Origin of the sequence: Modicisalibacter sp. MOD 31.J, from assembly GCF_020147985.1 — a bacterium.
In the GTDB taxonomy this organism is placed as follows: Bacteria; Pseudomonadota; Gammaproteobacteria; order Pseudomonadales; family Halomonadaceae; genus Modicisalibacter; species Modicisalibacter coralii.
In genome coordinates, this window is record NZ_JAGXFF010000001.1 from 797,659 (window position 1) to 819,778 (window position 22,120).

Genomic DNA, 22,120 nt, shown 5'->3' on the forward strand with positions numbered 1-22,120 from the left:
CCCGATGGGCGGGGCGTGTTCGGTCGTCGCCATTGCACTAGCCATTGCAGAAGCCGTGCCAGATCCCGGGGCCCTTCGGCAATCGGCGTCGCAACGGCGTTCAGGAGGGCGGATCCCGTCACGCTCCGTGCTGTCGTCTGGTGTGGGTGAGTCGTCGCCAGGGGTCAAGTCGCTTCCGTCGCGTGGCGCCACACTGGGGGCGTTTTCTACAGCCAGGAGCGAGCGCCATGCAATCCAGGGTCATTCTCACCTGTGCGGTCACCGGGGCCGGTGACACCACCGCCAAGAACCCCCACGTGCCGATCACCCCCCGGCAGATCGCCGACGACTGCATCGCCGCCGCCAAGGCCGGCGCCAGTGTCGCCCACATCCACGTGCGCGATCCCGAGACCGGCGGCATCAGCCATTCCCGGGAGCACTTCCGTGAAGTCATGGAGCGGGTCCGCGAGGCGGATACCGACATCGTCATGAACATCACCGCCGGCGGCGGCGGCGACTGGGTGCCGGATGCCGAGGACCCCTACCGGGGCGGGCCGGGCAGCGACATCCAGACGCCCGCCGAGCGCCACGCGCCGGTCGGCGAGTTGCTGCCGGAGCTGTGCACGCTGGACTGCGGCAGCCTCAACTTCGGGGACAGCGTCTACATCAATACCGCCGACTGGCTGCGCGAGCATGCGCGGCTGGTGCAGGCGGCCGGCGTCAAGCCGGAGCTGGAATGCTTCGATCTGGGCCACGTCTGGTTCGCCCGTCAGCTCCAGGCCGAGGGCCTGATCGACGGCGATCCGCTCTATCAGTTGTGCTTGGGCATCCCCTGGGGCGCCGAGGCCGATACCGAGACCATGCTGACCATGCGCAACAAGCTGCCGTCGAACGCCCAGTGGGCCGCCTTCGGCATCGGGCGCGCGCAGATGCCGATGGTCGCCCAGGCGGTGCTGCTCGGCGGTCATGCGCGGGTCGGCCTGGAGGACAACCTGTATCTGCGCAAGGGCGTGCTGGCGCGCAACGCCGATCTGGTCGAAAAGGCCGCCGATATCATCGAAAACCTCGGCTCGCGGGTCATGACCCCGGCCGAGACGCGCGCGCATCTCGCGCTGCGCGACCCGGTCACCGGCAAGCAGGCAGGAGGTGAGGCATGACGTGTCTGGCCGTCATCGGAACCGGGGTGATCGGCAATGGCTGGATCGCGCGAGCCCTGGCACAGGGCTGGGACGTGGTCGCCTTCGACCCGGCCGCGGGCGCCGAGGGGCGCACCCGCGACGCCGTGGCCCGGGCCTGGCCGTCGCTGACCCGCCTGGGGCTCGCCGAGGGCGCGGACCCGGGTAGGCTCGCCTTCGTCGACAACCTGGAAGCGGCGGTGGCGAACGCCGACCTGATCCAGGAGAACGTCCCCGAACGGCTCGAACTCAAGCGCGAGATCCTCGCCGCGCTGGACGCCGCGGCGCCGGCGGGAGTGCCGATCGGCTCGTCGACCTCCGGCTTCAAGCCCAGCGATCTGCAACAGGATTGCGCGAATGCGCCCGGCCGGGTGATCGTCGCCCACCCCTTCAACCCGGTCTATCTGCTGCCGCTGGTGGAGCTGGTCGGAGGCGAGGCGACAGGCGCGGATCATCTGGCCCAGGCCGAGGCGCGCTACCGCGAGCTGGCGATGCGCCCGCTGGTGGTGCGCCGCGAGATCGAGGGCCATATCGCCGACCGGCTGATGGAGGCGCTGTGGCGCGAGGCGCTGCACCTGGTCAACGACGGCGTGGCGACCACCGAGGAGATCGACGCCGCGGTGGTCTACGGCTGCGGGCTGCGCTGGTCGCTGATGGGTACCTTCCTGACCTTCCACCTGGCCGGCGGCGAGCAGGGCATGCGCCACATGCTCGAGCAGTTCGGCCCGGCGCTGAAGCTGCCCTGGTCCAAGCTCGAGGCGCCGGAGCTCACCGACACCCTGATCGATCGCGTGGTCGAGGGTTGCGAGCATCAGGCGGCGGGCCGCAGCGTCGATGCGCTGGAGTCGCGGCGCGACGAGTTCCTGGTGCGCCTGCTAGCCTTGGTCGAGGAGTACTGGCCGGAAGCCGAGGGCCTGGAGGGGCGACTATGAGCGAGGCGGCTATGAGCGAGACGTCGGCGTTGCGCGTGCTGGAGACGCGAGTGGCACCGGAATGGGTCGACTACAATGGCCACATGAACGACGCCGCCTACGCCAGGGTCTTTTCGCTGGCGGTCGAGGCGTTGATGGAGCGGCTCGACCTGGGGGAGGCGGGGCGCCGGCGCCATGCCTACACCCTCTATACGCTGGAAACGCACCTGTGCTATCGCCGGGAGGCGCATCGCGACCAGCCGCTGGTCGTCAGCGTGAGGGTGCTGGACCGCGACGCCAAGCGGCTGCATCTGTTCTTCACCCTCGACGATGTCGATGGGCAGTGTCTGGCGACCAGCGAGCAGATGCTGATGGGCATGGCCACCGACAGTGGCCGGCCGGGGCCGTTTCCGCGGGACGTCGAGGCGTGCATCGCCGGGCTGCCGGGGTGCGATCCCGCCGACTGGCCGACGCTGGCCGGTCGGCGCATCGGTATCCCGCGGCGCGGCGACGCCGCATCGTGAACGACACGGCGCTGTCCGGCAGCGCCGCCGCCGAGGAGGCTGCCATGACCGTCGACGACTTCATCCGGCGTTTCGAGCAGGGTCTGCGCGAGGTCGGCGCGGCCGACGACATGCTCACCGCGCGCCGCCGCTACGAGGCCCTGTGCCGTTCCTTCGCGCCGCAGGATCCCGCGGGGCTGGTCTGGGAAGACGATCAGGTCGACGGTGTCGGGGTGCGCCGCTACCGACCCGACGCCGCGACAGCGGGTATCGTGCTCTATCTGCATGGTGGCGGCTGGAATCTGGGCTCGATACACAGCCATCACGGTATCGCCGCCGATCTGGCGCGGCGGCTCGGCCATGTGGTGGTGAGCGTCGACTACCGCCTGGCGCCCGAGGCCGACTATGGGCAGGCGCTGGACGACTGCCACGCGGTCGTCGAGGGTATCCGCCCGGTCGCGCTGATCGGCGACAGCGCCGGGGCGCGGCTGGGGCTGGATCTGGCGCGCCGTCTCGGCTGGCAGCGCCCGCTGGGGCTCATCTACCCGCCGGTGGGCACGCCCGATGCCGAGACGCTGGGGCCCGATGCCCCGCTGCTCGCCCGCGACGAGCTCCTGGCGAGCTGGCGCGCGATCGCCGACGATGTCCCCGCGCTCTGCGAGGCACATCCACCGGCGATGCGCATCGAGGCCTTGGCCGTGGAGCACGATCCGCTCACGCGCCCCTTCGAGGCGGCGATCGAGCATTGGCGGGCGCAGGGGGCCGAGATCCGCTATCACCGCGCCCCCGACATGGTCCATGGCGCGCTGCATGCCCATGCGCAGCTTGCGGCGATGAACCGGGCCTGGGCGGCCTTCTGCGAGGGGCTGCGCGAGGCGTTGGTCGCGACCGGGTCGCGGTAGCGCTCGCCTCGTTCAAGCGGTGGGTCTCTGCCGGCTCTGGCGCGGCGACAGGCCGTAGTGCCGGCGGAAGGCCCGGGCGAAGCTCGAACTCGAGGTGAAGCCGCTGGCCAGCGCCACGGCGAGGATGTCGAGGTCGGTCTCGGCGAGTAGGTGCCAGGCCCGGTCGAGGCGCAGCGCCAGGTACCAGGCGCTGGGGGTGCTGGCGAGTTCCTCGTCGAACAGGCGCTGCAGCTGGCGCAGCGACACCCCGCAGTGGCGAGCGATGTCGGCGATCGGTCGCGGCTGTTCCAGATGGCGTTCCATCAACGCCACGGCTTCCACCAGGTCCCGCTTGTGGGTGCCCAGGCGACGCGCCAGCGTCATGCGCTGCTGGTCGTCGCGGGCGCGCAGGCGTTCGTGAACCAGCTGCTCGGAGACATCGATCGCCAGTTGGCTGCCGTGGCGCCGGGCGATCACGTCGAGGGCCATGTCCATGGCCGCGGTCCCGCCGGCGCAGGAGAAGCGTCGCGCCCCCAGCTCGAAGAGTTCGTCCGAGGTGCTGATCATCGGGTAGCGCTCGCGAAACGCCGGCAGGCTCTCCCAGTGCAGGGTGACCCGTTCGCCGGCCAGCAGGCCCGCCTCGGCGAGCAGGAAGCAGCCGGTATCCACCCCGCCCAGCACGCAGCCGGCGGCATCCAGGCGGTGCAGCCAGCGCATCACCGCGCGGCTCAGGCGCCGTTCGGGGGCGAAACCGCTGCACACCGCCAGCGAGGGCAGGCTGTGCAGCGTCTCGATCGACGCATCGACGAGCAGGGTCATGCCGTTGGAGGCGGTGACCGGCTCGCCGTCCTCGCTGATCAACGTCCAGTCGAACAAGGGTGGTCCGGCGCCCTGGCGGCCGGCGATGCGATTGGCGATGCGCAGCGGTTCGACGGCCGAGAAGAAGGCCATCATCGAAAACTGCGGCAGCAGCAAAAAGCCGATCGTCTCGGGGAGGGGGCCGTCATGCTCGAGGCGCATCGCGTTCCTCCCCGCAGGCGCTCAGTCGAACCGGGCCCTCACCGCGTCGATCGCCGGCTCGCCGTTCTTGGCCTCGACGCCCTCGAGCCAGCGGCCGACGGTGTCCAGGTGCGTGGCGATCCACTGGCTGGCCACCGCGTCGGCGTCCTTTTCCTGATAACTGTGGGCGTAGACCCATTGGTTCTGATCCTCGATGTCCACCACGAACTGCGAGAAGAAACGATAGACGTCCGGGTCGCGTTGCTCGAGATCGGCGGGCAGCACGGTCCACACGGTGCTCTCGATGCCGGCCACCCCGGCGCCGTCGCTGTCCTCCAGGTAGCGCAGGTCGTAGCTGATGTTCATCCAGTGCGGTTCCCAGCCGATGAAGGTGACCCACTCGTGGTTCTCGATCTTCTGACCGGCCTGGGCCAGCATCGCCGCCGTGGAACTCTCGCGCAACGACCAGTCGCCGAGCCCGGCGAGGTCGCCGTCGATCGCCGCGTTGACGGCGTTGTTGATGCCGGTGCCGGCCTCGATGCCGAGGATCTCGCCGTCGAATTGGTCACGGTGCGCGGCGAGGTCGGCCACCGTGTGCACCCCGGCGTCGTAGACATAGTCGGGGACCACCAGGCCGGACATGGCGCCATCGATGTTGGCGGCCGCCTTGACCACCTTGCCCTGCTCGACCAGGGGCTCGACCATGTCCTCCTCGACCGGGTACCAGCCGCCGAGATAGGCCTCCAGATCGCCCTGGGCGACGCCGTTGAGGATCACGCTGACCGCCAGGCCGCTCTGTCGGGTCTGGTAGCCCATCGCCTCGAGCAGCTCGGCGGCGACCTCGCTCTTGACCGTGACCCCGGGCCAGGGCGGCACGCCGAAGCGCACGGTGTCGAGATCGGCCATCGCCGGCAGGCTCATGCCCAGCGGCACGAGCGCGGCGGTGGCGGCGAGGGAACGGGGCAGCAGGGGGCTGAGTGTCATGTCGTGTCTCCTGGCTATGAGGGTCATCGTCAGATTACGTGACGGAGGTCCAGGTTTTTGTCCTCAGGCGCCAGATAAGCGACGCAAGGCGCCGAGATCGGCGGGAGACGCGATTTCCGCCTCGTGCGACATCCCGTTACAATGCAGGCTCGTACCGTCGATGGATGCCGAGCGATGCACTGTCCCTTCTGTGGCAAGAACGATACCAAGGTCACCGACTCGCGCCTGGTCGCCGAGGGGGATCAGGTGCGTCGCCGCCGCCAGTGCCTCGGCTGCGGGGAGCGCTTCACCACCTACGAGACCGCCGAGCTGGTCATGCCGCGGGTGATCAAGGCCGATGGCTCCCGCGAGAGCTTCGATGCCCGCAAGCTGCGCGACGGCATGCTGCGGGCGCTGGAGAAGCGTCCGGTGAGTGCCGAGTCGATCGAGGCGGCGGTGGAGCGGATCCGCCAGCGCCTGCGGGCGCGCGGGGAGCGCGAGGTCGAGGCCCGGGAGATCGGCGAGGAGGTGATGCACGCGCTCAAGCGTCTCGACCAGGTCGCCTACATCCGCTTTGCCTCGGTCTATCGCCGCTTTCAGGATCTCGACGAGTTCCGCGCCGAGATCGATCGGCTGGCCCAGGAGCCGAGCTTTTCCCCCAACGACGACGAGCGCTGATCCGCCGGCGTCACGTCGACAACGTCCAAGGATTCCCATGCCCAAGGCGACGCCCGAATCCCGCATGGCGCGTGCGCTGACGCTGGCGCGGCGCGGTCTCTATACCACCGACCCCAACCCCCGCGTCGGCTGCGTACTGGTCAAGAACCGCAAGGTGGTCGGCGAGGGCTGGCACCGGCGTGCCGGCGAGCCGCATGCCGAGATCCACGCCCTGCGCGATGCCGGCGAGGCCGCCCGCGGCGCCACCGCCTACGTGACCCTGGAACCCTGTTCCCACCAGGGGCGCACCGGCCCCTGCGCGCAGGCGCTGATCGATGCCGGTGTCAAGCGCGTGGTCGCGGCGATGGGCGATCCCAACCCGCAGGTGGCGGGGCGGGGCTTCGCCATGCTGCGCGAGGCGGGCGTCACGGTGGAGGTGGGGCTGCTGGAAGGCGAGGCGCGCGCGCTCAACCCCGGCTTCATCGCCCGCATGGAACGGGGCCGGCCCTTCGTGCGGTTGAAGATGGCGATGAGTCTCGACGCCCGCACGGCGATGGCCAGCGGCGAGTCGCAGTGGATCACCGGGCCCGCCGCGCGGCGTCAGGTCCAGCGCCTGCGGGCGCGCTCGAGCGCGGTGATGACCGGCGTCGAGTCGGTGATCTTCGACAATTCGCGGCTCACCGTGCGTGCCGAGCAACTGGGCCTCGACGCCGACGAGGCCGCCCTGGCCGCCAGCCGCCAGCCGCTGCGGGTGATCGTCGACTCACGACTGCGCCTGCCGCTGGCGGCGGCCTGCCTGCGCGAACCCGGGCGCACCCTGGTGGCGACCTGTGCCCGGGACGAGGCACGCCGCGCCGTGCTGGAAGAGGCCGGCGCCGAGGTGCTCTGCCTGCCGGCGCTGGAGGGACGCGTCGATCTGGACGCGCTGCTGCGCCACCTGGCGGCCGAGGAGGGCTGCAACGAAGTGCTGCTGGAGACCGGTGCGACGCTCGCCGGGGCGATGCTCGACGCCGAGCTGATCGACGAGCTGCAGCTGTTCGTCGCGCCGACCCTGCTGGGTGGCGAGGCACGGCCGCTGTTCGCGCTGCCGGGGCTCGAGCGCATGGCCCAGCAGCGGCCGTTGCGAATCGACGACATCCGTGCCGTGGGCCGCGACTGGCGAATCATCGCGCGGCCCGAGCGCATACGGTGAGCCGTGTCACGAGGACTGGCGCGCTTGCCTGCAGACAGGTACCCTGACCGCCGACCCGAGGGACGCATCGCCCGCCCGGTGGCGCGCTCACGCGACAACCAGGGCCATGAGCGGTGTTCGCCCTGACCCGACGGCGTGACGGCGAAACGCCGGCGTCGCCATTCGACAACGCCGTCCGACATGACCGGAGACCCCATGGCGCTTTCACCCTCTCACTCCTCCGAGCCACAGACCGACGGTGGACTGGCGCGTATCGAAGCGCTGGTCGAGGACATCCGCCAGGGCAAGATGGTGATCCTCATGGATGACGAGGATCGCGAGAACGAAGGCGACATCATCATGGCCGCCGAGAAGGTCGAGGCCGAGCACATCAACTTCATGGCGCGTCATGCGCGCGGACTGATCTGCCTGCCGATGACCCGCGAGCGCTGCGAGCGTCTCAACCTGCCGCTGATGGTGCGCGACAATGGCTCCGGCTTCGGCACCAAGTTCACGCTGTCGATCGAGGCCGCCGAGGGCGTGACCACCGGCATCTCCGCCGCCGACCGGGCGCGAACCGTGCGGGCCGCGGTCGCCCGTGACGCGACGGCCGCGGACATCGTCCAGCCGGGGCACATCTTTCCGCTGATGGCCGAACCCGGCGGCGTGCTGCGGCGCGCCGGGCACACCGAGGCGGCCTGCGACCTGGCGGCGATGGCCGGCTTCGAGCCCAGCGGGGTGATCTGCGAGGTGATGAGCGAGGACGGCAGCATGGCCCGCCGGCCCGAGCTCGAGCGCTTCGCCGCCGAGCACGGCCTGAAGATGGGCACCATCGCCGACCTGATCCACTACCGTATCCACAACGAACAGACCGTCGAGCGCGTCGACAGCCAGCCGGTGCAGACCGCGTTCGGCGAGATGACGCTCAACGTCTTCCGCGATCGTATCCAGGGCGCCCATCACCTGGCCCTGGTCAAGGGCGAACCGCGTGCCGACGTGCCGACCACCGTGCGCGTGCACCTGGCCGACAGCCTGCGCGACCTGCTCTCGCTGCAGAAGTCGGGCCAGGCCAACTGGACCGCGCACAACGCCCTGGCGCGTGTCGCCGAGGCCCAGGCCGGGGTCTTCGTGCTGCTCGACGACGGCCGCGATTCGCTCGACTTCAAGTCCCAGCTCGACATCTTTCTCGGCCGTCAGCGTCCGCCGCGCTCCAGCGATTCCGACGGGGCCGGCAACTACCTGATGATCGGCACCGGCTCGCAGATCCTGCGTCAGCTGGGGGTCGGCCAGATGCGCCTGCTCAGTTCCCCCTGGAAATTCTCGGCCCTGTCCGGCTTCGATCTGGAAGTGGTGGAGCGCCTGGATGCCGATTCCGCCACCGCTGGCGAGTCGCTAGAATAAGCCCCTTTTTTGCCCAGGACATGGCTATGCAACCGATATCCCAAGTCGAAGGTTCCTTCACCGATGTCGACGGTCGTTACGTGATCGTCGTGGGTCGCTTCAACCATCACGTGGTCGACAGCCTCGTCGAAGGGGCCGTGGACAGTCTGGTGCGCCACGGCGTCGACGAGGACAACATCGACATCGTTCACGTGCCCGGTGCCTGGGAACTGCCGCTGGCGGTCAAGCGTGCGCTGCGCATCGTCAAACCCGACGCGGTGATCGCGCTGGGCGCGGTGATCCGCGGCGGTACCCCGCATTTCGAGTATGTCGCCGGCGGCTGCAACGCCGCGCTGGGCAATCTCCAGCTCGACTACGAGACACCGGTCGCCAATGGCGTGCTGACCGTCAATTCCATCGAGCAGGCGATCGAGCGTGCCGGCACCAAGGCCGGTAACAAGGGGGCCGAGGCGGCGATGGCGGCGATGGAAATGGTCTCACTGATGAAGCGTTTCGGAGGCGAGGCATGACGAGTCGCAACCCGACCGGCACGGATGCGCGTCAGGCGCGCCACGCCGCTCGCGAGCTGGCCATTCAGGCGCTCTACCAGTGGCAGATGACCGGCAAGCCGGTGGCCACGGTGGAGGCCGAATTTCGCAGCCAGGTGGCCGACGAGGACCTCGAGGATCACGAGAACTGGCACAAGGTCATGCAGCTCGCCGATCTGGCCTTGTTTCACGAGCTGTTCCACAACGTGGTGCGCCATCGCGAGACGCTGGACGCGACCATCGCGCCGCTGCTCGACCGGCGACTCGTGGATCTCGATAGCATCGAGCTGGCGATCCTGCGCCTGGGCGCCTACGAGCTGTCGCACCGTCTCGAGGTGCCGTACCGCGCGGTGATCAACGAAGGCGTCGAACTGGCCAAGTCGTTCGGTGCCACCGACGGTCACAAGTACGTCAACGGCATCCTCGACAAGCTGGCCAGCCGTCTGCGGTCGGCCGAGGTCAGCGCACGCCGTCGTTGACGTGACGCGTCTCATGCCCAGCGAATTCGAGCTCATCGCCCGCTACTTCGCGCTGCCCCGTCAGGCGGCGGGGCAGGGCGTCGTGCTCGGTCCCGGTGACGATTGCGCGCTGCTGTCGCCGAGCCCCGGGTCGACGCTGGCGGTGAGCGTCGACACCTCGGTGGCCGATGTGCACTTTCCCGGCGATGCCCCCGCCACGGCGATCGGTCACCGGGCGCTGGCCGTGGCCCTGAGCGATCTGGCGGCGATGGGCGCGCGGGCTCGCTGGTGCGTGATGGCGATCACCCTGCCGGCGGTCGACGAGACCTGGCTGGAGGCGTTTTCGGCGGGGTTTCATACGCTTTGCCGGCGCAGCGGGGTGGCGCTGGTGGGCGGCGACGTCACTCGCGGTGCGCTGAGCGTGGCGGTGACCGTGCACGGCGAGGTGCCTGTTGATGCGGCGCTGCGACGTGACGGCGGCCGCCCCGGCGACGTCCTGGCGGTGACCGGCACCCTGGGTGGTGGGCGTGGCGGGCTCGACGCCTGGCAGGCCGGGCTGCGCGATCTCGACGATCCGTTGCTGCGCGCTTATCTGCTGCCCGAGCCGCGGCTGGCGGCAGGGGAGGCGCTGCGCGATCTCGCCCATGCGGGCATCGACGTCTCCGACGGGCTGCTCGCCGATCTCGCCCATCTGTGCCAGGCCAGCGGCACCGGGGCTGTGCTGGATACCACGGCCTTGCCGCTGACCGCCGGTCTGACGGGGCGGCTCGGCGAGGCCGACGCCATCGATGCCGCGTTGCGTGGCGGCGACGATTACGAACTGCTCGTCGCGCTGCCGCAATCTTCCCTGGATCGGGCCCGGCAGCGGCTCGCGGCCTGTGACCTGGCCCTGACGCCCATCGGCCATCTGACCGCGACGCCGGGTATCACCGGCGTGCCCGCGTCCTCGCGGCCGAGTGGATGGCAACATTTTCCCGGAGGCATGACATGAATCGGGCCCCCCGGAGTGTCTGGCGTCGTCCGACGCACTTCTTCGCCTTCGGCCTGGGTAGCGGTGCCGTGCCGTTCGCCCCGGGCACCTTCGGCACCCTGGCGGCGATTCCCTTCTATTGGCTGTTCTCCGGCATGCCGCTTTCCTGGTATCTGGGGATGGTGCTGGTCACCGGGCTGATCGGCATCTGGCTGTGCGACAAGACCTCGCACGATCTCGGTGTGCACGACCATTCCGGGATCGTCTGGGACGAGTTCGTCGGCTACTGGCTGACCATGGCCGCGGTACCGTTTTCCTGGCAGGCCGCGCTGTGGGGCTTCGTGGTGTTCCGGGTCTTCGACATCATCAAGCCCTGGCCGATCCGCCTGGTCGACCGGCGCGTCGCCGGTGGCTTCGGCATCATGTTCGACGACATCCTCGCCGGGGTATATGCGTGGAGTACCATGCACCTGTGGCTCTGGCTGCACTAGGAGCCTGTCGGGCTTGACGCTGATCTACTGCGAATCCCGGGCTGCCATGCCTACCGCTATCGGGAATAAATTCCCTCCCACAAGGACAAGCGACGGGCAAGGAGTTGTGGGAGCGAACTTGTTCGCGATGATCCGTGCCGCGTTGCCCGGCAAAATGCGATGAACCAAAAAGCCTACGCAAACGCGGCGCCCCAACGAATTGCCGTGTTGCACAATGCCGAAGTGAGAAGGGGTGTCGCATGCGCAAGAGAGGATTGGTGGTCGCGCTGGTGCTGGTTGTCGGTGTGGCAGGTTACCTGGGCGTGCAGGCTTACTCGAGTCACGTCTTCGAACGCGAAATGACGCGGACCCTGAGCCACCTCGAAGCCCAGGGCGACTGGCGGATCGTCCGCGATGACGTCGAGCGGGGCTGGTTCCACTCCCGCGGGCGGATCGCCGTGAGCGCGGACGCCGGCGAGTCGCCCTGGACGCTGTCGATACCCTACCGGGCCAGCCATGGCGTGCTGCATACCCGTCTTCACGGCAGCCTGCAGGTGCTGCAGTCGGTGCCGGGGTCCGCCGAGACGCGCACCCTGTTCGGTGATCGGCTGACGGCCGCGCGGCCCCGCTGGACGGCGACGGTCGGTCATCTCGATCGGCGCGGCGAGGTGCGCCTCGACGTGCCGGCCTTCGAGCTCACCGGCGATGCCGGGCGCTTCGCCTTCACCGGCGCGGAGCTCGATCTGGAAGGCCGCATCGACGACCTGCGCCTGACCGGGCAGGTCTCGCCGGTGCGCTGGCAGCGGGACGCGACGGAACTCAGCGTCGGGCCGCTGTACATCAACAACCGCTACCGGCTCGTCGATCGTCGTCGCATCTATCACCAGCGCAACGAGCTGATCCTCGACCGCCTCGAGTACCGGTCACCGGCCCGGGCGCCGCTGACGCTCTCCAACCTGCGCTATGCCGACGAGACGCGTCTCGATGACCAGTTGCGCCTGGCGGTCAGCCTGTCGCTGGCCAAGGCCGCGCTGGCCGGCCAGCCGCTGCTCTCCGGCCATCTGGACCTGCATCTCGAGCGGATCGACGGCGGTGCAGTGCGCCGTCTGGTCGCCGCCGCGGGGGCGTCCCTGCAGCGTCTCGGCGGTGATCCCGCCGCTCTCGACGACAGGCAGCGACGTCGCCTGCTGGCCGAGCTCGAACCGCGGATTCTCGCCCTGCTCGCCGATTCGCCGCACCTGGTCCTGGAGGGCGTGTCGCTCGACAGTGACCTGCTCGGCATGTCGACCCGCGGCCACGGCGAACTGACCTTCGATGGCCGGGACAGTCGACGCCTGTCGCTGGACGCGCTGGCCGACCCTGCGCGCCGCGAGACCTGGCGTCGGCGGCTCGACGGGCGCTTCGTGTGGTTTGACGTCCCGCCGCTGGTGGCGATGCAACTGGGCCTGCCGGTGTCGAAAGACAGGGTCGTGCTGACCGTCGAGTCGGGACGCTTGCGGCTCGACGGTCGCCCGCTGTCCGCGGATTTGCTCTGACGCGGGGGCGATTGCCGTGCGACGCGCTTGAAGTTCTTCCTCCGTGCCCGCATTCCATGCCTCATGATGGGTAATTCGACCCAGCGGACAAGGGTGAACGATGAGCGAACGTGATCAGGACGCACCGGACATTCTCCTGGATTCCTCCCGGCAATCGGGCGACGACCAGGCCCACGACCAGAGCGGCCAGCGTGGCGCCGTGGTGCCCACGCAGGAATACCTGCCCGAACGCATCTACCTGCTGCCGATCCACAATCGGCCCTTCTTCCCCGCGCAGGTCCAGCCGCTGCTGATCCAGCGGCGGCGCTGGGAGGAGACCATGCAGCGCGTCGCCGATACCCCGCATCACGTGGTGGGGGTCGCCTACGTCGGCGATCCCAGCGGCGAGGAGATCGAGCCGGGCGATTTCCCCGAGATCGGTACCGCCGTCAGGGTCCACAAGGCGCAGGGCGAGGAGCAGCAGATCCAGTTCATCGCCCAGGGCATGCGGCGCTTTCGCATCGTGCGCTGGCTGTCGAAGAAGCCGCCGTATCTGGTCGAGGTGAGCTACCCCAAGGAGCCGGTCGACGCCGAGGACGACGAGGCGCGTGCCTACGCCATGGCGCTGATCAACGGCATCAAGGAACTGCTGCCGATCAACCCGCTCTACGGCGAGGAGCTCAAGAACTACCTCAACCGTTTCAGTCCCCACGAGCCGGGGCCGCTGACCGACTTCGCCGCGGCGATCACCTCGGCCAAGGGCGACGAGCTGCAGGGCATCCTCGAGACGCTGCCGATCATGGCGCGCATGCAGAAGGTGCTGCCGCTGCTGCGCAAGGAGATCGAGGTCGCCCAGCTGCAGACCGAGATCAGCGAGCAGGTCAACGCCCAGATGCAGGAGCGTCAGCGCGAGTTCTTCCTGCGCGAGCAGCTCAAGGTGATCCAGAAGGAACTGGGCATCTCCAAGGACGATCGCGAGAACGACGTCGACACCTTCCGGGCCCGGCTGGAGCATCTGACCGTCCCCGAGCGGGTCCAGACGCGCATTGACGATGAACTCGACAAGCTCTCGGTGCTCGAGACCGGTTCGCCGGAATACGGCACCACGCGCAATTACCTCGACTGGCTGACGTCGCTGCCGTGGGGGGTGACCTCCGACGATCAACTGGATCTCCAGCGCGCCCGCAAGGTGCTGGATCGCGATCATGACGGCCTGAACGACGTCAAGGACCGGATCATCGAGTTTCTCGCCGAGGGCACCTTCAAGGGCGACGTGGGCGGTTCGATCCTGTTGCTGGTCGGCCCGCCGGGGGTCGGCAAGACCTCGGTGGGGCGCTCCATCGCCGATGCGCTGGGCCGCGAGTTCTACCGCTTCTCGGTGGGTGGCATGCGCGACGAGGCCGAGATCAAGGGCCACCGGCGCACCTACATCGGTGCCATGCCCGGCAAGCTGGTGCAGGCGCTCAAGGAGGTCGAGGTCGAGAACCCGGTGATCATGCTCGACGAGATCGACAAGATGGGGCAGTCCTTCCAGGGCGATCCCGCCTCGGCCCTGCTCGAGGTGCTCGATCCCGAACAGAACATCGACTTCCTCGACCATTACCTCGACGTGCGCCTGGATCTGTCGAAGGTGCTGTTCGTGTGTACCGCCAACACCCTGGACTCGATTCCTCCGGCGCTGCTCGACCGCATGGAGCAGCTGCGCCTGTCGGGCTACATCGCCGAGGAGAAGGTGGCGATCGCCAAGCATCACCTGTGGCCGCGGCTGCTCGAGCGCGACCGCATCCCCAAGAAGCGCATCAATCTCACCGATGCGGCGCTCAAGCAGGTGATCGAGGGCTATGCCCGCGAAGCCGGGGTGCGTCAGCTCGAGAAGCAGCTTCACCGCATCGTGCGCAAGGCGGCGGTCAAGCTGCTGGAGAACGACCAGCAGACGGTCAAGATTTCGGTCAACAACCTCGAGGAGTTCCTCGGCGCGCCGATCTTCCGCAAGGAACAGGTGCTGCGCGGCGTCGGCGTGGTGACCGGCCTGGCCTGGACGGCCATGGGCGGGGCGACCCTGCCCATCGAGGCGTCCAAGGTTCACGCCCTGACCCGCGGCTTCAAGCTCACCGGCAAGCTCGGCGAGGTGATGCAGGAGTCGGCCAACATCGCCTACAGCTATGCGCTCGGCCACCTGGGCGAATACGATGCCGACCCGGACTTCTTCAACGAAGCCTTCGTCCACCTGCACGTGCCCGAGGGGGCCACGCCCAAGGACGGTCCCTCGGCGGGGGTGACCATGACCACGGCGCTGCTCTCGCTGGCCAAGAACCGTACGATCTCGCGGCCACTGGCGATGACCGGCGAACTGACCCTGACCGGCCAGGTGCTGCCGGTCGGCGGCATTCGCGAGAAGATCATCGCCGCCCGGCGCAGCGATATCTTCGAGGCGATCCTGCCCGAGGCCAATCGCCGCGACTACGAGGAGCTGCCGGACTATCTGAAAGAGGGTATGACCGTGCACTTCGCCAAGCACTACCGGGACGTGGCCAAAGTCGTCTTCGAGTAACGGTCCGATCAGGGGCGATGGCGGGCTATAATGCTGGCCTCGACGCTCGACGCTCGACGCTCGACGCTCGACGCTCGACGCTCGACGCTCGACGCTCGACGCTCATCGCCCATGCCACGACAAGGAACCCGCCATGTCCAATCAGGCGCTCGTCGGCGGCCTGGCACTGACGGCACTGCTCGGCAGTGCCGTGGCCCAGGCCGAGGATACGCTCACCGTCTACACCTATGACGCCTTCGTCTCCGAATGGGGCCCGGGGCCCAGGATCGAGAAGGCCTTCGAGGCGCAGTGCGACTGCCGGCTGCGCTTCGTCGCCCTCGACGGCGGCGTGGGCATTCTCCAGCGTCTCGAACTCGAGGGCGAGGACAGCGCCGCCGACGTGGTGCTGGGCCTGGACATGAATCTGATGGCCGAGGCCCGCGACACCGGGCTGCTCGCGCCCCACGACATCGATCTCGGTCCTCTGGCGTTGCCCGTGGACTGGGACGACGACACCTTCGTGCCGTTCGACTGGGCGCCGTTCGCCTTCGTCTACGATACCCAGGCGCTCGCCGAGCCACCGCACAGTTTCGAGGAACTGATCGCCGCACCCGACGATCTGAAGGTGATCGTCGAGGACCCGCGCACCAGCACCCCGGGCCTGGGGCTGCTGCTGTGGATCAAGCACGCCTACGGCGACCGCGCCGACGAGATCTGGCGGGGCCTGCAGCCGCACATCCTCACCGTGACCCGCGACTGGAGCGAAGCCTACTTCTCGCTGTTCATGAATGGCGAGGCGCCCATGGTGCTCTCCTATGCCACCTCGCCGGCCTACCACATGGCGGTGGAGGAGACCGATCGCTACCAGGCGGTCGCGTTCGACGAGGGGCACTACCTGCAGGTCGAGGTGGCGGCGATGACCCGGCATACCGAGCATCCCGACCTGGCTCGCGAGTTCCTCGACTTCATGCTGAGTCGCGAGTTCCAGCGCGAGTTGCCGCTGACCAACGTCATGTATCCGGCGATCGATCTGGGCGATGCGTTGCCCGAGGCGTTCTCGCGGCTGATCGACCCCGAGGTCTATACCTTTTCGCCGCAGCAGGTCCGGCAGCATCGTCGTGAGTGGGTCGACGAGTGGCTGCGCGCCAGCACCCGGTGACGGTGGGGCGGCTGACCGACACCCGCGACTGGCACCGCGCGCGCTGGCCGCTGTGGCTGGGCGGCCTGGCCTGGCTGATCGTGGTCGGGCTGGGGGCCGGCAGCCTGGGGGCGCTGCTCTGGCGGGCGCCGGCGGTCGACCCCGGCGCGCTGTGGCACGACCCTTACCTGGGCAGCGTGCTGCGCTTCACCCTGACCCAGGCGACGCTGTCGAGCGTGATCAGCCTGGGGCTGGCGATACCCGTTGCCGTGGCGCTGGCGCGCCGTCCGAGTTTCCCCGGGCGACGCCTGCTGCTGCGGGCCATGGAACTGTCGCTGGTGATCCCCACCCTGATCGCATTGTTCGGGCTGGTCGCCGTCCACGGCCGGCAGGGCTGGCTGGCGCCGCTATGGCGGGCCGTGACCGGCGAGCCGGCCGGTTATCTCTACGGTCTCTCGGGGATCGTCCTGGCGCATGTCTTCTACAACCTGCCACTCGCCGCGCGTCTGATGCTGCAGGCGCTGGAGCGTCAGCCCGAGGCCCACTGGCGGCTCGCCGCCCAGCTGGGCATGACCCGCCGGGCGATCTGGCGCTGCCTGGAGTGGCCGGCGTTGCGCCGGGCGCTGCCGCGACTGGCGGCGCTGGTGTTCACGCTGTGCTTCACCAGCTTCGCCATCGTCATGACGCTGGGCGGCGGGCCGCGCGCGACCACGCTGGAGGTGGCGCTCTATCAGGCCCTCAAGTTCGAGGGAGACCTGGGTCGGGCGGCGCTGCTGGCGCTGACCCAGCTGGCCTTCTGCCTGGTACTGTGGGCGGTGGCGCTGCATCGCGGTCCGGCGACCTCGCTGGTGGCCACCGGCGGCCAGCGTCTGCCGGCCGGGCGCTGGTGGCGGCGCGATGCCCTCGGGCCATCGCGACTGGTGGACGCCGCTTGGCTCGCAGGGCTGGCGCTGCTTCTGCTGCCACCGCTCGGCGCGGTGGTGATCGCCGGGCTCGGCGGCCTGCCGGCACTACCCGATAATGCGGCCTTGTGGTCGGCCACCGGGCTGAGCCTGGTCATGGCCCTGACGGCGGCGTTCGGCGGCCTGACACTGGCGGTGGCCCTGTTGCTGGGCAGCGAACGGTTGCGGCAACGCGGCGCGGCGTTGTCGGCGGGGCTGATGGAAGGCGGCGGCCAGGTGATCCTGATCCTGCCGGCGATGGTGCTGGGCACCGGGTTGTTCCTGTTGTTGCGTCCGAGCCTGGGGGGCGGCTGGCAGGGCTACGCGCTGGTCGTGCTGGTCAACGCCTTCATGGCGTTGCCGTTCGCCATGCAGGTCCTGCAGGGCGCGCTGCTCGAGGCCTCGCCGACCCGGCGGCGACTCGCCGATCAGCTCGGCATTCCCGCCCGGGCACGCTGGCGCTGGCTGGTCTGGCCGCGGCTGCGGCGTCCACTGGGCCTGGCACTGGCCTACGCGATGACCCTGTCGCTGGGCGACTTTGGCGTCGTCGCGCTGTTCGGCAGCCCCAGCCGGCCGACCCTGCCGATGCTGCTCTATCAGCAGTTGGGCGGCTATCGCTGGCAGGGGGCGGCGGCCACCGCGCTGATGCTGCTGGTCGTGGTGGTAGCGGTGTTCGCGCTGCTCGATCGGCTGTCGCGGCGCCGGCCGCGCTATCCGCAATCCCGTTACTGGCCGACATCTCCCGGCAAAGACCCCGAGTCCGACCATGCTTGAATGCCGCGACCTGCAGTTCCATTACGATCGCGCCGACCCCGGCGAGACGCCGGATTTCGATTTCTCGTTGCGCCTGGCGCCCGGCGAGTGCCTGGCCGTGCAGGGGCCCTCCGGCTGCGGCAAGAGCACGCTGCTCAGCCTGATCGCCGGCTTCCTGGAACCGGCCGCGGGCTGGCTGGGCTGGTCGGGCGAGTCGTGGCGCGACCTGCCGCCCTGGCAGCGGCCGCTGACCACGGTGTTTCAGGAGAACAATCTCTTCGAGCATCTGCCGGTTTGGGCCAACGTCGGCCTGGGGCTGGCGCCCGACCTGCGCCTCGACGCCGCCGCCCATCGGCGCATCCGCGCGGGGCTGACGATGATCGGCCTCGACGGTCTGCACGACCGGCTGCCGGAGGCGCTCTCCGGCGGTCAGCGCCAGCGGGTGGCGCTGCTGCGGGCGCTGTTGCGCGAGCGGCCGTTGCTGCTGCTCGACGAGCCGTTCAGCGGGCTGGACGCCGACAATCGCCGGGCGCTCTGGGGGCAGGTCAGGGAGCAGCGCGAGCGTGGCGTGGCGGTGCTGCTGGTCAGTCACGACAGCGAGGACATTCGGGCCCTGGCCGACCGCCGCTGCCAACTGGACGACGGGCGACTGGTCGACGCCACGGCGATCTGACAGAATCTCTGCTTCGCTGGACAGACCCCAACAGACCATCGGCGCCGTCGTGTAACGTTCGTCTGGTGCAGACGGCTTTTCACGATGTCCAAGAGGGGAATCAGGGATTACAAACGTCGCGAGTACCGCCGTTCGTCCCCCCCTCCGAGATGGCTAGCTTCTTCGAGGAACAATCATGCCCGAGTACCGCTCCCGTACCACCACCGCCGGACGCAACATGGCCGGCGCCCGCGCCCTGTGGCGTGCCACCGGGATGAACGACGACGACTTCCACAAGCCGATCGTCGCCGTCGCCAACTCCTTCACCCAGTTCGTCCCCGGTCACGTGCACCTCAAGGACATGGGTCAACTGGTGGCGCGCGAGATCGAGAAGGCCGGTGGGGTGGCCAAGGAGTTCAACACCATCGCCGTGGACGACGGCATCGCCATGGGTCACGACGGCATGCTCTATTCGCTGCCGAGTCGCGACATCATCGCCGACAGCGTCGAGTACATGGTCAACGCCCACTGCGCCGATGCGCTGGTGTGCATCTCCAACTGCGACAAGATCACCCCGGGCATGCTGATGGCGGCGATGCGTCTCAACATCCCCACCATCTTCGTCTCCGGCGGTCCCATGGAGGCGGGCAAGACGAAGCTCCTCGATCACGGTCTCGACCTGATCGATGCCATGGTCTCCGCCGCCGACGACAAGTACAGCGACGAGGAGATCGCCGAGATCGAGCGCAGCGCCTGCCCCACCTGCGGCAGTTGCTCGGGGATGTTCACCGCCAACTCGATGAACTGTCTGACCGAGGCGCTGGGCCTGGCGCTGCCCGGCAATGGCACCATGCTGGCGACCCACGGCGATCGCCGCCGGCTGTTCGAGACCGCCGGCGAGCGTATCGTCGAGCTGGCCAAGCGCTACTACGAGGGTGATGAGGCGCACCTGCTGCCGCGGGCGATCGGCTCGAAGGATGCCTTCAAGAATGCCATGACCCTGGACATCGCCATGGGCGGCTCCACCAACACCATCCTGCATCTGCTGGCGGCCGCCCAGGAAGCGGAGATCGATTTCGGCATGGCCGACATCGACAAGCTGTCCCGCGAGGTGCCGCAACTCTGCAAGCTGGCGCCCAACACCCAGCAGTACCATATCGAGGACTGTCACCGCGCCGGCGGGATCATGGGCATCCTCGGCGAACTCGACCGGGCGGGGGTGCTCAACACCACGGTGCCGACGGTCTACGGCGACAGCCTGGCCGAGGCGCTCGAGGCCTGGGACATCATGCGCTCGCCGAGTCCGGACGTGGTCGAGTTCTTCAAGGCCGGTCCCGGCGGCGTACGCAGTCAGCAGGCCTTCTCGCAGTCGGCGCGCTGGCCGAGTCTCGACGGCGATCGGGCCGCCGGCTGCATCCGCGATCTCGAGCACGCCTTCTCCCGCGAGGGCGGTCTGGCCGTGCTCTACGGCAATATCGCCCGTGACGGCTGCGTGGTGAAGACCGCGGGCGTCGACGATTCGATCCTGGTGTTCGAGGGGCCGGCGCACGTGGTCGAGTCCCAGGATCAGGCGGTCGAGCACATCCTGGGCGGTCAGGTGAAGGAGGGCGAGGTCGTCGTCATCACCTACGAGGGACCCAAGGGCGGACCGGGCATGCAGGAGATGCTCTATCCGACCTCGTATCTCAAGTCCAAGGGCCTCGGCAAGGCCTGTGCACTGATGACCGACGGGCGTTTCTCGGGCGGCACCTCGGGGCTGTCGATCGGCCACGTGTCGCCGGAGGCGGCGGCGGGCGGCGCGATCGGCCTGGTCGAGAGCGGCGACGTCATTCGCATCGACATTCCCAACCGGCGTATCGATGTCCAGCTCTCGGACGACGAACTCGCACGCCGTCGCGAGGCGATGGCGGCGCGTGGCGATCAGGCCTGGAAACCGAGCATCCAGCGCGTGCGCCGTGTCTCGGCGGCGCTCAAGGCCTATGCGCTGCTGGCCACGTCGGCCGACAAGGGCGCGGTGCGCGATCTGAGCAAGCTCGACTGAGCGCGGCGCGCCTGATTCCACACGCCTGAAAAAGGTCGAGGCCCGTGCCTGGCACGGGCCTCGATGATCGAGACGGTCGCTCTCTCGCCGACGTTCTACCTCAGGCCGCTTCCTGCAGGGCCTCGGCGATCTCTTCCTCGAGTGCTTCCAGTTGGCACTCGGTGACATACCAGAATTCCAGAAACTCCACGCTCTCTTCCGAATAGCACATCGTCGCCGCTCCTCCTTTGGTATCAGGTGGGTGACAATCGTGACAGAACCAGTATGGTCGATTAGACGAAAGTCGCCATGACGTTTCTTTGACCGTTTTTTGATACGCATCACAGACTCATGACCCGGCGCGGTGATGGCCGGGCATGGGCGAGCGCCGGCTTCAAGGAGGAAACATGAAGGAATCGTTCACTGTCGGCCTGGTGGGCTATGGATTCGCCAGCCGGACCTTCCACGCACCGTTGATTCAGGCGACGCCGGGGCTGGAACTGGCGGCGGTATCCTCCAGCGATGCCGACAAGGTGAGGGCCGACCTGCCCGAGGTCACGGTCGACGCCTCTCCCCAGGCGTTGTTCGCGCGCAGCGACATCGACCTGGTGGTGATCCCCACCCCCAACGAGAGTCACTTTCCGCTGGCCAAGGCGGCGCTCTCGGCCGGCAAGCACGTGGTCGTCGACAAGCCGTTCACGGTGACCCTGAGCGAGGCCCGCCAGTTGCGCAGTCAGGCCGAACGGGCGGGCAAGCTGCTCTCGGTCTTCCACAATCGGCGCTGGGACAGCGACTTCATGACCGTGCGCGATCTGTTGCGCGACGCCACCCTGGGCCGGGTGGTGCATTTCGAATCGCACTTCGATCGTTTTCGTCCCGACGTCCGGCCGCGCTGGCGCGAGCAGGCCAAGCCGGGTGGCGGCATCTGGTACGACCTGGGCCCGCATCTGCTCGATCAGGCGCATCAACTGTTCGGCATGCCCCAGGCGATCCTCGTCGATCTGGCCATGCGCCGCGACGGCGCCCAGGTCGACGACGACTTCCATGCCCTGCTCGACTACGGCGACATGCGGGTGGTGCTGCACGCCGCGGCGCTGGTCGCGGCAGAGTCGCCGCGTTTCGTCGTCCACGGTACCCGGGGGAGTTACGTGAAATACGGTCTCGATCCCCAGGAGGCGCGGCTCAAGGCCGGCGAGCAACCGTCGCCCCGGTGGGGGAGCGATCCGCGTGACGGCACCCTGACCCTGGCCGACGAACAGGGAGGGCTCGACAGTCGTGTCCAGCCCACACAACCCGGCGACTACCTGGCCTACTACGCCGGGGTCCGCGATGCCCTGCGCGGCGAGCAAGGCAATCCGGTGGCGCTCGACGATGCCCTGGCCGTCATGCAACTGCTCGAGGTGGGGCTCGACAGCGCCCGCCAGAAGCGCTGGGTGCGGCTAAAGGAAGGGGCGTTGCGCAAGTCGACGTGAATGCCGTTTGTGTACATCTTGTAACAAAAATTGTT

Annotated in this window: 20 protein-coding genes; 18 read left to right on the plus strand and 2 right to left on the minus strand. The window is 68.6% G+C overall.

The genetic code is table 11. The features are described 5' to 3' along the window. Positions 1-227: 227 nt before the first annotated feature. From KGR00_RS03525 to KGR00_RS03540, 4 genes are read left to right on the plus strand one after another with little or no spacing between them, the layout of a single operon-like run. Entirely contained in the window at positions 228-1,136 is a 909-nt protein-coding gene (locus KGR00_RS03525) for a 3-keto-5-aminohexanoate cleavage protein (RefSeq protein ID WP_129141452.1), read from the plus strand. Then, positions 1,133-2,086 (plus strand): L-carnitine dehydrogenase, encoded by a 954-nt coding sequence (locus KGR00_RS03530; RefSeq protein WP_224417631.1) that lies wholly within the window; start codon positions 1,133-1,135, stop codon positions 2,084-2,086. Before KGR00_RS03525 ends, KGR00_RS03530 begins: the two co-directional genes overlap by 4 nt. Before the next feature lie 29 nt (positions 2,087-2,115). Then, on the plus strand, positions 2,116-2,589 hold the full coding sequence (locus tag KGR00_RS03535; protein ID WP_129141470.1) for a thioesterase family protein: 474 nt from the start codon (positions 2,116-2,118) through the stop codon (positions 2,587-2,589). Continuing rightward, positions 2,586-3,470, plus strand: coding sequence for an alpha/beta hydrolase fold domain-containing protein (locus KGR00_RS03540; protein WP_224417630.1), 885 nt, complete (start codon positions 2,586-2,588; stop codon positions 3,468-3,470). The genes KGR00_RS03535 and KGR00_RS03540 overlap by 4 nt, the downstream gene beginning before the upstream one ends. Positions 3,471-3,482: 12 nt before the next feature. On the opposite strand, the gene KGR00_RS03545 is transcribed toward KGR00_RS03540, so the two are convergent. Together KGR00_RS03545 and KGR00_RS03550 are read right to left on the minus strand one after the other, a co-directional pair. Then, entirely contained in the window at positions 3,483-4,469 is a 987-nt protein-coding gene (locus KGR00_RS03545; RefSeq protein ID WP_224417629.1) for a GlxA family transcriptional regulator, read from the minus strand. Positions 4,470-4,490: 21 nt separating this feature from the next. Next, on the minus strand, positions 4,491-5,432 hold the full coding sequence (locus KGR00_RS03550; RefSeq protein ID WP_224417628.1) for an ABC transporter substrate-binding protein: 942 nt from the start codon (positions 5,430-5,432) through the stop codon (positions 4,491-4,493). 174 nt (positions 5,433-5,606) lie between these two features. On the opposite strand from KGR00_RS03550, the gene nrdR reads away from it, so the two are divergent. The 14 genes from nrdR to KGR00_RS03620 all read left to right on the plus strand — a co-directional run bounded on the left by nrdR (position 5,607) and on the right by KGR00_RS03620 (position 22,085). Next, positions 5,607-6,089, plus strand: a complete 483-nt coding sequence (gene nrdR / locus KGR00_RS03555) for a transcriptional regulator NrdR (RefSeq protein ID WP_129141447.1) — start codon at positions 5,607-5,609, stop codon at positions 6,087-6,089. A 37-nt stretch (positions 6,090-6,126) separates the two neighbouring features. After that, positions 6,127-7,260, plus strand: a complete 1,134-nt coding sequence (gene ribD, locus KGR00_RS03560; RefSeq protein ID WP_129141446.1) for a bifunctional diaminohydroxyphosphoribosylaminopyrimidine deaminase/5-amino-6-(5-phosphoribosylamino)uracil reductase RibD — start codon at positions 6,127-6,129, stop codon at positions 7,258-7,260. A 195-nt stretch (positions 7,261-7,455) separates the two neighbouring features. After that, positions 7,456-8,640 carry a bifunctional 3,4-dihydroxy-2-butanone-4-phosphate synthase/GTP cyclohydrolase II gene (ribBA, locus tag KGR00_RS03565; protein ID WP_129141445.1) on the plus strand — a complete coding sequence of 395 codons (1,185 nt, stop codon included), beginning with the start codon at positions 7,456-7,458 and terminating at the stop codon, positions 8,638-8,640. Between the two features lie 26 nt (positions 8,641-8,666). Beyond that, a complete protein-coding gene (gene ribE / locus KGR00_RS03570) occupies positions 8,667-9,149 on the plus strand; it encodes a 6,7-dimethyl-8-ribityllumazine synthase (protein WP_129141444.1) in 483 nt (160 codons plus the stop codon). Beyond that, a complete protein-coding gene (nusB, locus tag KGR00_RS03575; protein WP_129141443.1) occupies positions 9,146-9,646 on the plus strand; it encodes a transcription antitermination factor NusB in 501 nt (166 codons plus the stop codon). The genes ribE and nusB overlap by 4 nt, the downstream gene beginning before the upstream one ends. Before the next feature lie 13 nt (positions 9,647-9,659). Continuing rightward, positions 9,660-10,616, plus strand: a complete 957-nt coding sequence (thiL, locus tag KGR00_RS03580) for a thiamine-phosphate kinase (RefSeq protein ID WP_224417627.1) — start codon at positions 9,660-9,662, stop codon at positions 10,614-10,616. Beyond that, positions 10,613-11,086, plus strand: coding sequence for a phosphatidylglycerophosphatase A (locus tag KGR00_RS03585; RefSeq protein WP_129141441.1), 474 nt, complete (start codon positions 10,613-10,615; stop codon positions 11,084-11,086). The genes thiL and KGR00_RS03585 overlap by 4 nt, the downstream gene beginning before the upstream one ends. 239 nt (positions 11,087-11,325) lie before the next feature. Next, complete coding sequence (locus KGR00_RS03590; protein ID WP_224417626.1) at positions 11,326-12,600, plus strand: DUF945 family protein; 1,275 nt, start codon at positions 11,326-11,328, stop codon at positions 12,598-12,600. A gap of 100 nt (positions 12,601-12,700) precedes the next feature. After that, entirely contained in the window at positions 12,701-15,130 is a 2,430-nt protein-coding gene (lon, locus tag KGR00_RS03595; protein WP_224417625.1) for an endopeptidase La, read from the plus strand. Between the two features lie 133 nt (positions 15,131-15,263). Next, complete coding sequence (gene thiB / locus KGR00_RS03600; RefSeq protein ID WP_224417624.1) at positions 15,264-16,268, plus strand: thiamine ABC transporter substrate binding subunit; 1,005 nt, start codon at positions 15,264-15,266, stop codon at positions 16,266-16,268. Then, the gene (thiP, locus tag KGR00_RS03605; protein WP_224417623.1) at positions 16,244-17,962 is read left to right on the plus strand and encodes a thiamine/thiamine pyrophosphate ABC transporter permease; all 1,719 of its coding nucleotides are present in this window, start codon (positions 16,244-16,246) and stop codon (positions 17,960-17,962) included. The genes thiB and thiP overlap by 25 nt, the downstream gene beginning before the upstream one ends. Further along, complete coding sequence (locus tag KGR00_RS03610; RefSeq protein WP_224417622.1) at positions 17,955-18,614, plus strand: ATP-binding cassette domain-containing protein; 660 nt, start codon at positions 17,955-17,957, stop codon at positions 18,612-18,614. The genes thiP and KGR00_RS03610 overlap by 8 nt, the downstream gene beginning before the upstream one ends. A gap of 175 nt (positions 18,615-18,789) precedes the next feature. Beyond that, positions 18,790-20,634, plus strand: a complete 1,845-nt coding sequence (gene ilvD / locus KGR00_RS03615; RefSeq protein WP_224417621.1) for a dihydroxy-acid dehydratase — start codon at positions 18,790-18,792, stop codon at positions 20,632-20,634. A gap of 386 nt (positions 20,635-21,020) precedes the next feature. Continuing rightward, the gene (locus KGR00_RS03620; RefSeq protein ID WP_224417620.1) at positions 21,021-22,085 is read left to right on the plus strand and encodes an oxidoreductase; all 1,065 of its coding nucleotides are present in this window, start codon (positions 21,021-21,023) and stop codon (positions 22,083-22,085) included. Positions 22,086-22,120 lie beyond the last annotated feature (35 nt).